This is a genomic window from Pseudarthrobacter sp. SORGH_AS 212 (genome assembly GCF_030818145.1).
GTDB lineage: Bacteria > Actinomycetota > Actinomycetes > Actinomycetales > Micrococcaceae > Arthrobacter.
The window spans coordinates 4305462-4320899 of the sequence record NZ_JAUTAA010000001.1 but is presented as its reverse complement, the minus strand read 5'-3'; the positions used below and the strand labels follow the sequence as shown (position 1 = coordinate 4320899).

The following is a 15438-nucleotide window of genomic DNA, read 5'->3' as shown; positions in this document are numbered from 1 at the left end:
TTGTTTAACCGGCAGAACCAGTCATCCCCAGGCAGGAGTTCCGATGGTCCATCCAGTGTCAGGTTTCCGCGGTACGCGGGCAGGGGTGACAGCGGGGACAGGCTCGAGCCTCCAAGGCGGCGCCGGCCACGGAAACCCGCTTCCACGAATCCGTATTTCGTACTGGTGTGCAAAGGGGCACGTCACGGAGCCTGTATTCCTGCAGCTCCCTGACGTCCAGATCCCGGCCGTCTGGGACTGCCGCCGCTGCGGGGCCCCGGCATCAAGGGACGGATCCGAGGCCGCTGGCACCGAGGCCCTCGACGACGGCTACAAAACGCACCTCGAATACGTTAAAGAGCGGCGCTCCGACCAGGACGCCGAAGACGTGCTGGCCGGAGCGCTGGAACGGCTACGCGCCCGCGGCGTCCTTCCGGACGAGCTGCTGCGGGACCCGTGAGGCCGCATTTTCGTCGATGAGCCACAAGGTCCGGGACGTTCCCCGGGGCCCAGCCGCGGGCACCTGGACCGGGGTGGCCCCGGCGAGGGCCAGGCCGACGGCGCCGGCCTTGTCCTCGCCGGCCACCACCATCCAGACCTCGGCGGCAGTGTTGATGGCCGGCAGCGTCAGCGAAATCCTCAGCGGAGGAGGCTTGGGGGAGTTCCGGACCCCCACCACCGTGCGCTCCTTCTCGCGGATGCCGGCCTGCTCGGGGAAGAGCGACGCAACGTGCGCGTCGGGACCCACACCCAGCAGGACAACATCAAGCCGGGGGAGGACCCCGGGCTCTTCCGGTCGGTCGTCGGACATGTCGGCGGCGTGTTCGGCGGCCGCGGCCTCACGAAGGCGGCGCGCATAATCATCAGCCGCCTCTTCAGGCGTTTCGAAGTCGTCCGAGGAACCGGGCTCGTGGATCCGCTCCGGATCCACGGGAATGTGCTTCAGCAGGGCGTCGTACGCCTGCCTGGTGTTCCGGTCGCCGTCGGCAGATCCAACGAACCGCTCATCGCCCCACCAGAAATTCACCTTTGACCAGTCGACGGCCGGAGCCGCCGGAGAGTCTGCAACAGCCTTCAGCGTGCCGATGCCCACCGTGCCGCCGGTCAGGACAACGGTGGCCTCACCGTGTTTGTCCTGGACATCGACGAGCTTGGTAATCAGGCGTGCCGCGATGGCAGCCATCAGCACGGACGAATCGGGATGAATGCTTACTCTTGGGTCAACGCTCACTGGGCCGGACGCTCCTTAGGTTTGTACGTGGCAGTCCAATAGTAATCACTTCACCGAACACCTCATCCGGATCGAGCCGGCGCAGCTCTTCCGCGAGGCAGTCACGGAGGCTGCGGCGCGGGAGGGAGATCCGCTGGGCGGGCTGCCCGGGCTGGGTGAGTTCGGCCACCGAGAGGCCGGGGCGGAACAGCTGGACATCACCGCCGGGCCGGGTGAGCCGGACCCGGCGGATACCGGTTCCTGCCGGATCCGCCACGATGGTGACGGGGGCGTCCAGGGTGAGGGTCAGCCAGGCGGCCAGCAGGATGGTGCTGGGCGAGTCCGAGGCACCTTCCACAGCCACGGCCGTGACGGGGGAGGAATCCGCTTCGTCGAGGGCTGCGGCGAGTTGGATGCGCCAGTTGGTCAGCCTCGTCCAGGCGAGGTCTGTGTCACCGGCCTTGTAGGTGCCATGGATGCGTTCGAGGGCCGCCTGGGGGTCGGGTTCGTTCGCGGAGTCCGTGATCCGGCGGTGTGCGATGGCGCCGATGGAGGTTTCGCAGGCGTTCTCCGGGGCGCCGTGCGGCCACCAGGCCACGATCGGCGCGTCCGGAAGCAGCAGCGCCGCGACGAGCGACTCGCTTTCGTGGGCGAGCTGTCCGTAGCCGCGCAGCACGATCACTTCCGAGGCGCCGGCGTCGCCGCCCACCCGAATCTGGGCATCCAGGCGGTCACCTGCGTCCTTGCCGGCGTCGGCGAGGACGATGATCCGGCAGGGGTGTTCCCGGCTCGCGTCGTTTGCGGCCTCAATCGCTTCCTCTTCAAGGCCGGACTTCGTCACCACCACGAGGGTCAGGACGCGGCCCAGGGCGATCACACCGCCCTGTTCCCGCAGGGCCATGAGTTTCTTGGATACCTTCGAAGTGGTGGTATCCGGCAAATCGACAATCATGGCCTTCTCCAGGTTCGTCCGTCACGGGCCAGCAGCTCATCAGCAGAGGCAGGGCCCCAGGATCCCGGGGCGTAGGGTTCGGGCTGTTCGTCCAGCTGCGCCCAGTATTCCTCGAACGGGTCAAGGATCTTCCAGGACAGTTCCACTTCCTCATGCCGGGGGAACAGCGGCGGCTCACCCAGGAGTACGTCCAGGATCAGGCGCTCGTATGCCTCGGGGGAGGACTCGGTGAACGAATGGCCGTAGCCAAAGTCCATCGTGACATCCCGGACTTCCATCTGGGTGCCCGGGACCTTTGACCCGAACCGGATGGTGACGCCCTCGTCGGGCTGGACGCGGATGACCACCGCGTTCTGCCCGAAGTCGTCCTCACCGTGGTCACGGAACAGCAGGTTGGGGGCGCGTTTGAAGACCACCGCAATCTCCGTGACCCGCCTGCCCAGTCGTTTGCCGGCACGCAGGTAGAACGGGACTCCTGACCAGCGGCGTGTGTGGATGTCCACCCGCACCGCGGCGTAGGTCTCGGTGGTGGAGTCCGCGGGGATCCCCTCTTCCTCCAGGTAGCCCTGGACCTGCTCACCGCCCTGCCAGCCGCCGGAGAACTGCCCCCGCGCAGAATGCGTGGACAGGTCCTCCGGGAGCTTGACCGCTGCCAGGACCTTTTCCTTCTCCGCGCGCAGGTCATCGGCGTTGAAGGAAATGGGCTCCTCCATCGCTGTAAGCGCCAGCAGCTGGAGGAGGTGGTTCTGGATGACGTCGCGGGCAGCACCCACGCCGTCGTAGTACCCGGCACGGCCGCCGGTGCCGATGTCCTCGGCCATGGTGATCTGGACGTGGTCCACGTAGTTCGCGTTCCACAGCGGTTCGAACAGCTGGTTGGCGAACCGCAGCGCCAGGATGTTCTGGACCGTTTCCTTACCCAGGTAGTGGTCGATCCGGAACACTGCATCCGGCGGGAAAACCGACTCGACGATGTCGTTCAGCTGCCGGGCGGACTGGAGGTCGTGGCCGAACGGCTTCTCGATGACCACGCGCCGCCACTTGTCGCCGTCGGCCTGTGCCAGCCCATGTTTGGACAGCTGCCGGCAGACCTGTTCAAAGGCCTTCGGCGGGATCGACAGGTAGAACGCATGGTTCCCGCGGGTGCCGCGGACATCATCGAGTTCCTTGATGGTTTCGCCGAGCCGCTCAAACGCAGCGTCGTCGTCGAATTCACCCTGGACGAACCGGATGCCCTCGGAGAGCTGGTTCCAGACGGCCTCATCGAATGGGGTCCGTGCGTGGGCCTGGACGGAGGCCTTCACCTCAGCGGCGAAGTCCTCCTTGTCCCACTCACGGCGGGCGAACCCGACCAACGCGAAACTCGGCGGCAGCAGCCCCCGGTTGGCGAGGTCGTACACCGCCGGCATCAGTTTCTTCCGGGCGAGGTCGCCGGTGACCCCGAAGAGCACCAGCGACGACGGACCGGCAATGCGGTTCAACCGGCGGTCACGCGGATCCCGCAGGGGATTCCGGCCTGACTTTCCGGAACGTGTCCCGGAGGTCCTGCCGTATTCAGTTTCTGGCATGTTGCTTGTGCGCCTTAGCTTTCGGTAGCGGATGCCCGGGCGGACAGTGCAGAAACGATGTCCTGCAGCTGTGCCACTCCGGCGGCTCGGTTGGTCAGGTGCAACCGGAGCACGGGGCGGCCGTGCTCCTCGAGGACCTGGGCGTCGCCGGCGGCCTGGGCGGAAATCAGTTCGCCAAAGGTGAAGGGACGCTCGGGGATGGCCAGGTCCTCCGTGGACGCAGCCGTCACCTGGAGGAACACGCCGATGGCGGGTCCGCCCTTGTGGAACTGGCCGGTCGAGTGCAGGAACCGGGGGCCCCACCCGAACGTCACGGGCCGTCCCGTCGCCGCCGCGAACTCGTCGCGGACGCCTTCAAGCTCCGCGAACGCCAGCCGGTCGAAGTAGGCCTGGATGCTGAGGTAGCTGTCCGGCCGGAGGGTGTCCAGCAGTGCGCTGACAGCTTCTGCGGCCGTTGATGCGCCGCCGAGCCATTCCCCGCCGCGGACTTCGATGGAACCATCGACGAACGCTGCCGGAGTGGGTTCAGGCTGCGCGTCCAGCAGGCCACGGGCCGCGACCTTGGCGGCTTCCACGTCCGGCTGGTCGAACGGGTTGATGCCCAGGAGCCTGCCGGCCACTGCGGTCGCGAACTCCCAGACCATCATCTGGGCAGCGAGGCCGCCGGCGATGGCAACTTCGTTTTCACCGAGTTCGACGTCGGCATCCGCGGCCACGAGGCGGACCACGAGGACATCCTTCGCGCCGGAGTTGACCTCGGGGGAGTCGGGACCCGCGACGACGGGAAGCACCCCGGTGCCGAGCTTGCCGGTGGATTCGGCGATAAGCTGCTCGGCCCAGTCGGCGAAGCCGACGATGCCGGACCCGTCTTCGGCGATGACGATCTTGTTGCGCAGCGGGCTGGTTCCGCCCAGTGCGGTTCCAAGTGCCAGGCCGATGTTCTCGGGGGCGTCGTCGTTCAGGACCTCTGCGGCTTCTTCAGCCTCGTCCAGGAATGCCTGGATGTCCACGCCGGCCAGGCCGGACGGCACCAGGCCGAAGGCGGTCAGTGCGGAGAAGCGGCCGCCAACGTTGGGGTCGGCGTTGAAGACGGCGCGGTACCCGGCTTCGCGGGAGGCCTTGTCCAGGGGCGAACCCGGATCGGTGACGATGATGATCCGGCTCGCGGCGTCGATGCCGGCGTCGTTGAACGCCTTCTCGAAGACCCGCCGCTGGGAGTCGGTTTCAACGGTGGAACCCGACTTGGAGGAGACAACGATGGCGGTTTCGGCCAGGCGGTCCGCCAGGGCAGCACGGACCTGGTCCGGGTCCGTGCTGTCCAGCACAGTCAGCTCGACGCCGGCGGTACCGGCAATGACCTCGGGAGCCAGCGAGGATCCGCCCATGCCACACAGGGCAATTCGGGTGACTCCCTCGGCCCGGAGGGCGTCGCGCAGTTCCAGGATGTCCTTCACCAGCGGCTGGGAGACCGTGGCAGCCTCCACCCAGCCGAGGCGGATTGCGGACTCCGACTCGGCGTCGGGACCCCAAAGGGTATGGTCCTTCGCAAAGATCCGGGTGGCAATCCTTTCCTCGACGAGGGCGGGAAGGTGCTGTTCGAGTGCCTGCTGCGCGGCACCGGTGGCTTCGTAGCTGAGTGTGCTCATGGGTGGTTAGGAGGCCTTCCGTGCAGAGGCGAGGGCGCCTTCGACATCGGCCAGCAGTTCCTTCCAGCTGGCCACGAACTTATCCAGGCCCTCTGATTCCAGGAGGGCGACGACTTCGTTGTAGGAGACGCCGAGCTTTTCCAGTGCATCCAGGGTGGCGTTGGCGTCGGCGTACGTGCCGGAGACGGTGTCACCGGTGACCACGCCGTGGTCGAAGGTGGCGTCCAGGGTCTTTTCCGGCATGGTGTTGACGACGCCGGGAGCAACCAGTTCGGTCACGTAGAGGGTGTCCGGGTAGGCCGGGTCCTTCACTCCGGTGGAGGCCCACAGCGGACGTTGGGGGAGCGCGCCGGCTTCGGCGAGGAGTGCCCAGCGTTCGGTGGCGAAGAGTTCCTCGTAGACCTGGTAGGCGAGGCGGGCGTTGGCCAGGCCGGCTTTGCCCTTGAGGGCCTTGGCTTCGTCCGTGCCGATCTTGTCGAGGCGCTTGTCGATTTCGCTGTCCACGCGGGAGACAAAGAAGGACGCCACGGAGTGGATCTTCGAGAGGTCGTGCCCGTTCTCCTTCGCCTGCTCCAGGCCGGCCTGGAAGGCGTTGATGACCGCGCGGTAGCGCTCGAGGGAGAAGATCAGGGTCACGTTGACGCTGATGCCTTCGGCGAGCGTGGCGGTGATGGCTTCCAGGCCCTCGATCGTGGCCGGGATCTTGATCAGGACGTTGTCCTTGTTGACCTTCTTGTAAAGGTGCTTGGCCTCGGCGATGGTGCCGTTGGTGTCCCAGGCGAGGCGGGGGTCCACCTCGATGGAGACGCGGCCGTCAACACCCCTGGTGGCTGCCGCCACGGGGGCGAACAGGTCACAGGCGTCGGCAACGTCCGTGGTGGTGATCTCGAAGATCGTCTCCTCCACGCTGGCGCCGGCTGCTGCCTTGGCAGCAACGGTGGCATCGTAGTCGGTGCCTGCGGTGATCGCGGCGTGGAAGATGGACGGGTTGGTGGTCACGCCAACCACGTTCTTCTCTTCGATGAGCTTGCGGAGGGTGCCGGTTTCGAGGCGTCCCCGGGAAAGGTCATCGAGCCAGATGGAGACTCCGGCTTCGGAGAGCTGCTGGGTGGGAGTTGTCATGGTGGTTATCTCCTGGAAATCGTTGTTAGGCGTTCAGGCCTGCGAGGGAGTCCTTGGCTGCGGCGGCGACTGCCTCCGCGGTGATGCCGAACTCCTGGAAAAGGCGCTTGTAGTCGGCTGAAGCGCCGTAGTGCTCGAGGCTGACGGAACGGCCGGCGTCGCCGACGAATTCCTTCCAGCCCAGGGAGAGGCCGGCCTCGACGGAGACGCGGGCCTTGACCGCGGCGGGCAGCACGGATTCGCGGTAGGCGGCGTCCTGCTTGTTGAACCACTCGACGCAGGGCATCGAGACGACGCGGGCGGCGACGCCTTCAGCCTGCAGGGATTCGCGGGCCTGGACGGCCAGCTGGACCTCGGACCCGGTGGCGATCAGGATGACGTCAGCGGGGACGGTGGCGCCGTCCTTCGCTGCCTCGGCCAGGACGTAACCTCCCTTGGCGACGCCGGACGCGGCACCGAACGTGTCGCCGTCGGCTGCTCCTTCGCCGCGCTCCCAGGTGGGGATGTTCTGGCGGGTCAGGACAATGCCGGCAGGGTTGCTGTGGTTCTCCAGCATGGTCTTCCAGGCCACGGCAACCTCATTGGGATCGCCGGGGCGGACAACGTCCAGGCCCACGATGGCGCGCAGCGAGGCGAGCTGTTCCACCGGCTGGTGGGTGGGGCCGTCCTCGCCCAGGCCGATGGAGTCGTGCGTCCAGACGTAGAGCGACGGAACGCCCATCAGGGCACCCAGGCGGATGGCGGGACGCTGGTAGTCGCTGAAGATCAGGAACGTGCCGGAGAACGCGCGGGTGTTGCCGTGCAGGCTGATGCCGTTGACGATCGACGCGGCGGCGTGTTCGCGGATGCCGAAGTGCAGCACGCGGCCGTAGGGGTTGCCCTTCCAGGCGTCAGTCTGCTTGGAAGCCGGGACGAATGACGGTGAGCCCTCGATGGTGGGTGTTGTTCGACTCGGCGAGGTCGGCGGAGCCGCCCCAGAGTTCGGGCATGACCGGGCCCAGGGCGTTCAGGACCTTGCCGGAAGCAGCGCGGGTGGAGACGTCCTTGCCGGCCGGGAAGACCGGAAGGGCGGCGTCGATGTCGGCGGGAAGTTCCCGGGCCTCGATGCGCTGCAGCAGGGCTGAACCCTCGGGGTTGGCGGCCTGCCAGGCGTTGAAGGACTCTTCCCATTCCTTGCGGGCTTCCGCGCCGCGGTCAACCACGGAGCGGGCGTGGGCCAGGACTTCCTGGTCCACGTCGAAGGACTTGGCGGGGTCGAAGCCCAGGACTTCCTTCAGGGCTGCAACTTCCTCGGCGCCCAGGGCAGAACCGTGGATCTTGCCTGTGTTCTGCTTCTTGGGAGCCGGGTAGCCGATGATGGTGCGCAGCGAAATGATGGAGGGCTTGGACGTTTCGGACTTGGCGGCGCGCAGGGCGGAGTACAGCTCCTGGACGTCTTCCTTGTACTCGCCGGTCTTGGTCCAGTCCACCCGCTGAATGTGCCAGCCGTAGGCTTCGTAGCGCTTCAGGACATCCTCGGTGAAGGCGATGTCGGTGTCGTCCTCGATGGAGATGTGGTTCTCGTCGTAGATGACCACGAGGTTGCCGAGTTCCTGGTGGCCGGCCAGCGAGGAAGCCTCGGACGTGACGCCTTCCTGCAGGTCGCCGTCGGATGCGATGACCCAGATGGTGTGGTCGAACGGGCTGGTGCCGGGTGCGGCATCGGCGTCGAACAGACCGCGCTGGCGGCGCTGGGAGTAGGCAAAGCCAACCGAGGATGCCAAGCCCTGCCCCAAGGGGCCGGTAGTGATCTCCACGCCGGCGGTGTGCTTGTACTCGGGGTGGCCCGGGGTCAATGAACCCCAGGTCCGCAAGGCTTCCAGGTCCTTCAGTTCCAGGCCGTAGCCGGAGAGGAACAGCTGGATGTAAAGGGTCAGCGAGGTGTGGCCCGGGGACAGGACGAACCGGTCACGGCCCAGCCACTGCGGATCCCGCGGATCGTGGCGCATCAGCTTCTGGAACAGCAGGTACGCGGCCGGTGCCAGGCTCATCGCCGTACCGGGGTGTCCGTTGCCCACCTTCTCCACAGCATCCGCGGCCAGGACGCGGATGGTATCCACGGCACGCTCATCCAGGCTGGTCCAGGACAGTTCTTGCTCTTCCAAATGTGGCACGAAAACCGGGCCCCTCTCTTTGCTGACGGCGCACGGCACACCCGGTCCGGTTATAGGCACGAAATAGGCGCCCGTTGCGGTGTGTACCAGTCGCCGTCGAATGTTGGTCTTTCGTTCAGCCGCGAGCTACGTGGGAATGCGTTTTCCGCCACGTTCCTGCCGCGTGCTGATCTGGTGACAGCTTAGCTCCAATCCAATCTCCGGGAGGCTGAAATCTCACGTTTTGGACGCAATTTCGCCTTTTGTGAATATGCCTGAAGTGAGGATGAGTTAATCTGCTCGAATCGGGCTGCGAGCGATCAAGTGCGCCTATCAGCCGGGCTTTGGGCGTGTGGCGGCGCGGTATGATATTCGGAGGCCAATGCCGGGCGCCGGACCTTTTCAACCGCCCGCAGCTGCAATGCCAGATACAACTGCCACACAGAACGGGTGACTGCCACCGTGAGCACAACAGATACGCCGCTGAACGCTTCCCGGGCCTCCGGCCCAGGGTTTGCCCGTAAGGCCAAGGCGTATCTCGCCCTCACCAAGCCGCGCGTCATCGAACTGCTGCTGGTCAGCACGCTGCCCACCATGATCTACGCAGAGCGGGGTTTCCCGTCCATCGGCCTGATCCTGGCCACACTGGTAGGTGGCGCCTTCGCCGCGGGCAGCGCCGGCGCGTTCAACTGCTACATCGACCGCGACATCGACAAACTGATGGCCCGCACCGAGAACCGGCCACTGGTCACCGGTGAAGTCACCCCGCGCGAAGCGCTGGTCTTCTCATGGCTGCTGGGCGCTGCGGCCATCGCCATCCTCTGGTTTGGCGCCAACCCACTGTCGGCCTGGCTCGGGCTCGGAGCCATTTTCTTCTACGTCGTGATCTACACGATCATCCTGAAGCGGCGCACAGCCCAGAACATCGTCTGGGGCGGAGCAGCCGGCTGTTTCCCGGTGCTGATTGCCTGGGCCGCCGTCACCAACTCGGTGGAATGGCCGGCCATCATCCTCTTCATGGTGATCTTCCTCTGGACGCCGCCGCACTACTGGCCGCTGTCCATGCGCTACGGCGAGGATTACCGCAACGCCAAGGTGCCCATGCTTGGAGCCATCGCCGGCGCCAAGGTGGTGTCCGTGCAGGTGGTCCTGTACGCCTGGGCCATGGTGGCGTGTTCACTGCTGATGGTTCCGGCGGGCGGCGCCGGGTGGGTCTACACGGTCACGGCCGTGCTGGCCGGCGCGTGGTTCCTCTATGAGTCGCACGCTCTCTACAACCGCGCGCAGCGTGAGGACATCCCGGACAAGCGGGCCATGAAGGTCTTCCACGGCTCCATCAGCTACCTCACCCTGCTGTTCATTGCCCTGGCCGTGGATCCTTTCATTGGACCTGCTGTCATCGGCGGCTAGACACCACCCATGTGCCGACGAACGGCCCGGACTTTAGAGTCCGGGCCGTTCTCCTTTTAATCGCCGGGGCGAACCGGGCACCCCGGCACGAATGCGGGTAACTGAGAATGACTAGTTTTGTCATGTCCGTCACTTTAAGTGTAATCCTGCGTGACAACCTGCATACGGTGGACTGGATCCTTCCCGCGAAGCAAAGGAAATCCAATGACGCCCGGCCCAGCCACAACAACAGCCTCCAACCACAGCCCGCCCGGCGGACAGCGCGGCCGAGCCAACCGCTTCCGGCCTTTCCTGTCGAACCTGGGTGCTGACGTGCCCGCCTCCCTGGTCGTGTTCCTGGTGGCGCTGCCACTGTCCCTCGGGATCGCCGCTGCCTCCGGTGCGCCGATCATGGCCGGACTCATCGCCGCGGCTGTCGGCGGCATCGTCGCCGGAAGCCTGGGCGGCGCTCCGCTGCAGGTGAGCGGACCGGCCGCCGGCCTGACCGTGATTGTCGCCGGGCTGGTCCAGGAATTCGGCTGGCAGGCCACCTGTGCCATCACTGCCGCTGCCGGCGTCGTACAACTTTTGCTCGGCGTGAGCCGGGTGGGGAGGGCTGCACTGGCGGTCTCGCCAGTGGTGGTCAAGGCGATGCTTGCCGGCATCGGCGTCACCATCATGGTCCAGCAGATCCACGTGCTCCTGGGCTCCGGCCCGGCAGGCTCCGCGATCGAGAACCTGGCCAACCTCCCGGCGGCCATCACCAACGTCGAGATCCATGCGGCACTGCTTGGGCTCACCGTGGTGATCATCCTCGTGGCCTGGAAGCACCTGCCCGCCGCGGTACGGAAAGTCCCCGGCCCCCTGGCTGCAGTTGCTGCCGTCACCGCGTTGTCGGTACCGCTGGCGCCGGCCGTGGAGCGGATCTCCTTTTCGGGCTCCATCCTGGACGCTGTGGCCCTGCCTGCACTGCCCGAAGGGAACTGGCGCGCCGTAGCCTTCGCTGTCCTGTCGATGGCGCTTATCGCCAGTATCGAATCGCTCTTGTCAGCCGTCGCCGTGGATAAGATGCACTCCGGTCCGCGGACCAACCTCAACAAGGAGCTGATGGGCCAGGGAACGGCCAACATCCTCTCCGGTGCCCTGGGCGGCCTGCCGGTCACCGGCGTCATTGTCCGCAGCGCGACGAACGTGGAAGCCGGTGCCAAGTCACGGACTTCCGCCATCCTGCACGGCGTGTGGATCCTCATCTTCTCGGCGCTTTTCGCCGGCATGATCCAACTCATTCCGCTGTCGGTGCTGGCGGGGCTGCTCCTGGTCATCGGGGCCAAGCTGATCAAGGTTGCCGACATCCGTACCAGCAGGCGCACCGGCGACCTGCTGATCTACGTCGTGACCCTCTTCTGCGTCGTCTTCCTCAATCTGCTGGAGGGCGTGCTCATCGGCCTGGCGCTTGCCGCGGCCAGCGTGCTGTGGCGCGTGCTGCGCGCGGCAATCCGCGTACACGAGCCAGTCTCGCCGTCGTCGGCATGGCGGATCACCATCGCCGGATCGTGCAGCTTCTTCGCCCTGCCGCGCCTGAACCGCGTATTGCACTCGGTGCCGGCAGGAAACGCAGTGGTGGTTGAACTCAATGCCGATTACGTGGACCACGCCTTCCGTGAATCCTTGGTGGCCTGGCGCGACCAGTACCGTGCCGCCGGCGGCTCCGTCGAACTTGAGGAACACGGAAACACGCTGTTCCGGGACGCCGAGCACAGGGCACCGCAGCGGCAGGAAGCCCGCGAACTACCGCTGCCGCCGCGCAACTCCCGGACGGTGGACGGCGACGATGCCTGCGGCCAGCACGGCAGTGAACGGATGCCGGCAGTCCTGGCGGGAATCAGCAAGTACCACCGGCGCTTCGCTGACCAGGTCCGTCCCCTGGTGGAGGACCTGGCGGAGCAGCAGCATCCGGATACGCTCTTCGTGGCGTGCGTCGATTCGAGGGTCAACCCGAACCTCATCACCAGCAGCGGCCCGGGCGACCTGCTGACCCTCCGCAACATCGGCAATGTGGTCTGCCATGACGGCCAGGACGCCTCCATCGACTCGGCGCTTTCGTTCGCGGTCAAGGGCCTCGAGGTAAACACCATCGTGGTGTGCGGGCACTCGAACTGCGGTGCCATGAAGGCCGTCATCGCCGACGCCGAAGGCGCGGGGAACCCGGGACTGGGTACCGGCTTCGACGCCTGGCTGGAGCATGCCCGTCCCAGCTACCTTGAACTGCTGGCGGACCACCCCGTGGCGCGGGCCGCTGCGGCGGCGGGCTACTGCCGCCTCGACCAGCTGGGCATGGTGAATGTCGCAGTCCAGCTCAGCAAGCTCGACAACCATCCGGTGGTCGGTCCCGCCATCGCCGCCGGGGACGTCCAGGCCACCGGGCTCTTTTACGACATCGCCACCGCCCGAGTGGTCCTGGTGACACCGCACGGCATTGAGTCCCTGGATCCGGCTCAAGCCTTGGTGCAGGCAACTGGCGCGGCAGCCGGCTGAGCACCGACGCAAGCCACCTTAAAAACGTCAGGGCGCCCCGGTCTGGAACCGGGGCGCCCTGACGTTTAAGGTGTTACTCCACCGGGCTGGACCTGGCGAGGTCCCAGGCATTCGTGGCGGTGGCCATCAGCAGCGCGGCGCCCAGCATATGGGCGCCCACCAGCAGGGCCGGAATGCCGTTGTAGTACTGGGTGAAACCGATGACCGCCTGCAGGACCGTGACCCCGAGCAGGCCGAACACGGCCGTCCGGAACGGTCCGGCAATGCGGCGCATCAGCACCAGGACAAGCGCCACCAGGGAACCCGCAGTCACGAGGTAGGCCGGAACGGCGTGGATGTGCGAGAAAAGGTCCCAGTCCAGGCCGTTGCGGGGTGCATCCGCGTCACCTGCATGCGGTCCGGCTCCGGTGACAACCACGCCCAGCATTACGGCCAGGGCGGAGAACAGCGCGACGGCGGACGTCACCGGACGCAGGGTCCCCGGCAGCGGGCGCAGGGACACCGTCATGTAGCGGCCGGTGCGGCCATAGGCCCTGTTGACCAGCAGGGTGGCGAACACCACCAGAGCCATGGAGACCAGGAAGTGCAGGCCCACCACCCAAGGATTGAGGCCGGTGAGGACGGTGATGCCGCCGATGACGGCCTGGGCGGGGATGCTGGCCAGAAGGCCGAGCGCCAGCAGGAAAAGGTCGCGGCGTTCCTTGCGGAGGTTCCACAAGTACACCAGCATCAGGGCGGCGACGGCGGCGAGGGCGAAGGTCAGGAGCCGGTTGCCGAACTCGATGAAGCCGTGGATGCCCATTTCCGCCGTGTTGACCAGCGATGTGTCGGTGCAGCGCGGCCATGTGGGGCAGCCCAGGCCCGAGGCCGTGAGCCGCACGGCGCCGCCGGTCACCACCAGCAGTGTCTGTCCGATCAGGGAACCCACGGCCAGGCGGCGCACCCTGGCGTCGACTGTGCGGGGAAGCCGCGATGCCAGGCGGCCGGCGAACTGGGGGAGGCGCGAAGCCGTGCTCACGAATATCTCAATTCCACTTGAACCAACGGATGGCTGCTGCTCCGGCAATCGCCGTCCAGAGCACCAGGATGAGGGCGGCCCCGCCGTTGAGGGCGCCATGGAGGAAGGCGTCGCGAAGGGATTCACCCAGCGCGCCGGAGGGCAGGAAATGCACAATGGATTGCGCGGCGGCGGGAAGCCTGTCGGCCGGAATCACGATTCCGCCCATGGCACCCAGGAGGATCCACAGCAGGTTGGTGATGGCGAGCGTTGCCTCCGGCCGGACGGTACCGGCAACCAGCAGGCCCAGTGACGTGAACGCCGCCGCACCCAGGACCAGCAGGACCAGGCCGGGCAGCCAGCCCGCGGCGACGGGCTGCCAGCCCAGGGCAAACGCCACTGCCGACACCACCACGATCTGCAGGCACAGCACCACCAGCACCGACAGGACCTTGCCCGCAATCAGGCCGCCGCGGCCAAGGGGGGTGGTGGAGAGGAACCGGAGCACGCCGTAGCGGCGGTCGAAGCCTGTTGCGATGCCCTGGCCGGTGAAGGCCGTGGACATGGCGCACAGGGCCAGGATGCCCGGAACGGCAACGTTGACGCGGCTCGGCCCCAGACCATCAAGGAAGGGCGTGACGGTGAGGCCAACCAGGGCAAGCAGCGGCAGCACCACGGCAAGGATCAGCTGTTCACCGTTCCGCAGCATGGTGATGGCTTCATATTTGCCCTGCAGGAGAACGCGCCGAAGCAGGGAAGCAGGGTGCTGGCGGCCGCCGGCTGCTTCCGCCAGGCCGTTCCCGGGAGCACTGCCCGCGGCAGTACCGGTCCCGTTCATCGAATGTCCTTTCCAGAGATGTCCAGGAAGACGTCTTCAAGGCTACGCGCCTGCAGGCTCATGGCGGCGGGCATGATGCCCATCGCTTCCCACCAGGCTGCCAGCGCCGCCAGGTGTGCCGGCGTGAGTGCTCCCGTCACTGAATAGCTGCCCGCACGGGTCTCAGCGACGGCGATGGACGCGGGGAGTACAGCGGAAACATCCAGGCCCGGCTGCGCTTCGAACACCAGCGTCCGGACGTGGTCAGCCCCGCTGTCAACGGCCGGTTCGCGCTGCAGGAGCTGCTGCACTGTTCCTTCGGCAACGTTGCGGCCGCCGTCGATGATGTAGACGTAGTCCGCCAGGCGCTGGGCATCGTCCATCAGGTGGGTGGTGAGGATGATGCCCATTCCGCTGCTGCGGAGCTCGGAGATGAGGTCGAAGACGAGGGCGCGGGACTGCGGGTCGAGCCCGGCGCTCGGTTCGTCGAGGAAAAGGACCTCGGGCCTGCCCACCAGGGCCGCCGCCAGGGCGAGCCGCTGTTTCTGTCCGCCGGACAGCCTCCGCACGCCGGTGCGGCTGAACGTATCGATGCCCAGCCGCTCCACCAGGTCCTCCACGGGCCAGGGGTTCGCGTACAGGCCGGCGATGTGTCGCAGCAGCGGCACGGGCTTGGCCGACGGCGGGAGCCCGCCGTCCTGGAGCATCACGCCTACACGGGAGCGCAGGTCTGCGCCGGCGGAGGCAGGATCCTCGCCGAGAAGTTTGATGGTTCCGCCGCTCCGCCGCTGGAGGCCCTGCGCGCACTCAAGCGTGGTGGTCTTTCCGGCGCCGTTGGGTCCCAGCAGGGCCGTCACCTCGCCGCGCCCGGCGATCAGCGAGACATCGCTGACTACCCTCAGCATCTTTCCGTCCAGGCTGGCCAGCGGGCCGACGTCCTTAACGAGTCCACTGATGGACAGGACGGGGGATTGGGGGGATCGCACCCCAGTATTCTACGGGACGTAGTACTTGCCGGGTCCCGCCGTGCTGCCAGGGGAAGGTCAGCCTGCCCTTACTGGAGCCGGGGACTAAATTACGACATGATTGTG

At 66.6% G+C, this 15438-nt stretch carries 11 protein-coding genes and 1 pseudogene; 3 read left to right on the top strand and 9 right to left on the bottom strand.

All coding sequences use genetic code 11. The features are described from left to right. Positions 1-43 precede the first annotated feature (43 nt). The gene (locus tag QE394_RS19865) at positions 44-439 is read left to right on the top strand and encodes an RNA polymerase-binding protein RbpA (RefSeq protein ID WP_056078975.1); all 396 of its coding nucleotides are present in this window, start codon (positions 44-46) and stop codon (positions 437-439) included. On the opposite strand, the gene pgl is transcribed toward QE394_RS19865, so the two are convergent. The 6 genes and pseudogenes from pgl to tkt all read right to left on the bottom strand — a co-directional run bounded on the left by pgl (position 392) and on the right by tkt (position 8621). Next, positions 392-1210 carry a 6-phosphogluconolactonase gene (gene pgl, locus QE394_RS19860; protein ID WP_056078977.1) on the bottom strand — a complete coding sequence of 273 codons (819 nt, stop codon included), beginning with the start codon at positions 1208-1210 and terminating at the stop codon, positions 392-394. The two genes, QE394_RS19865 and pgl, sit on opposite strands and share 48 nt — an antisense overlap. After that, positions 1200-2141: a glucose-6-phosphate dehydrogenase assembly protein OpcA gene (locus tag QE394_RS19855; RefSeq protein WP_015937030.1), complete on the bottom strand. Its 942-nt coding sequence runs from the start codon at positions 2139-2141 to the stop codon at positions 1200-1202. Before QE394_RS19855 ends, pgl begins: the two co-directional genes overlap by 11 nt. Then, positions 2138-3709, bottom strand: coding sequence for a glucose-6-phosphate dehydrogenase (zwf, locus tag QE394_RS19850; protein ID WP_056078980.1), 1572 nt, complete (start codon positions 3707-3709; stop codon positions 2138-2140). The genes QE394_RS19855 and zwf overlap by 4 nt, the downstream gene beginning before the upstream one ends. 14 nt (positions 3710-3723) lie before the next feature. Continuing rightward, positions 3724-5355 carry a glucose-6-phosphate isomerase gene (locus QE394_RS19845; protein ID WP_056078983.1) on the bottom strand — a complete coding sequence of 544 codons (1632 nt, stop codon included), beginning with the start codon at positions 5353-5355 and terminating at the stop codon, positions 3724-3726. A gap of 6 nt (positions 5356-5361) precedes the next feature. Beyond that, positions 5362-6477 (bottom strand): transaldolase, encoded by a 1116-nt coding sequence (gene tal / locus QE394_RS19840; RefSeq protein ID WP_056078987.1) that lies wholly within the window; start codon positions 6475-6477, stop codon positions 5362-5364. 25 nt (positions 6478-6502) lie between these two features. Then, positions 6503-8621, bottom strand: a pseudogene (gene tkt, locus QE394_RS19835) (transketolase). A gap of 438 nt (positions 8622-9059) precedes the next feature. Here tkt and QE394_RS19830 point away from each other — a divergent pair. Further along, positions 9060-10019, top strand: coding sequence for a heme o synthase (locus QE394_RS19830; RefSeq protein ID WP_056078992.1), 960 nt, complete (start codon positions 9060-9062; stop codon positions 10017-10019). A 204-nt stretch (positions 10020-10223) separates the two neighbouring features. Further along, positions 10224-12533: a bifunctional SulP family inorganic anion transporter/carbonic anhydrase gene (locus tag QE394_RS19825; protein ID WP_349035334.1), complete on the top strand. Its 2310-nt coding sequence runs from the start codon at positions 10224-10226 to the stop codon at positions 12531-12533. A gap of 73 nt (positions 12534-12606) precedes the next feature. Here QE394_RS19825 and QE394_RS19820 read toward each other — a convergent pair whose 3' ends face one another. The 3 genes from QE394_RS19820 to QE394_RS19810 are packed head-to-tail and all read right to left on the bottom strand — an operon-like array spanning position 12607 to position 15333. Then, on the bottom strand, positions 12607-13551 hold the full coding sequence (locus QE394_RS19820; protein ID WP_349035333.1) for a COX15/CtaA family protein: 945 nt from the start codon (positions 13549-13551) through the stop codon (positions 12607-12609). A gap of 7 nt (positions 13552-13558) precedes the next feature. Next, positions 13559-14368 (bottom strand): ABC transporter permease, encoded by an 810-nt coding sequence (locus QE394_RS19815; RefSeq protein ID WP_235501486.1) that lies wholly within the window; start codon positions 14366-14368, stop codon positions 13559-13561. Then, entirely contained in the window at positions 14365-15333 is a 969-nt protein-coding gene (locus tag QE394_RS19810; RefSeq protein ID WP_056079002.1) for an ABC transporter ATP-binding protein, read from the bottom strand. Before QE394_RS19810 ends, QE394_RS19815 begins: the two co-directional genes overlap by 4 nt. Positions 15334-15438: the final 105 nt, after the last annotated feature.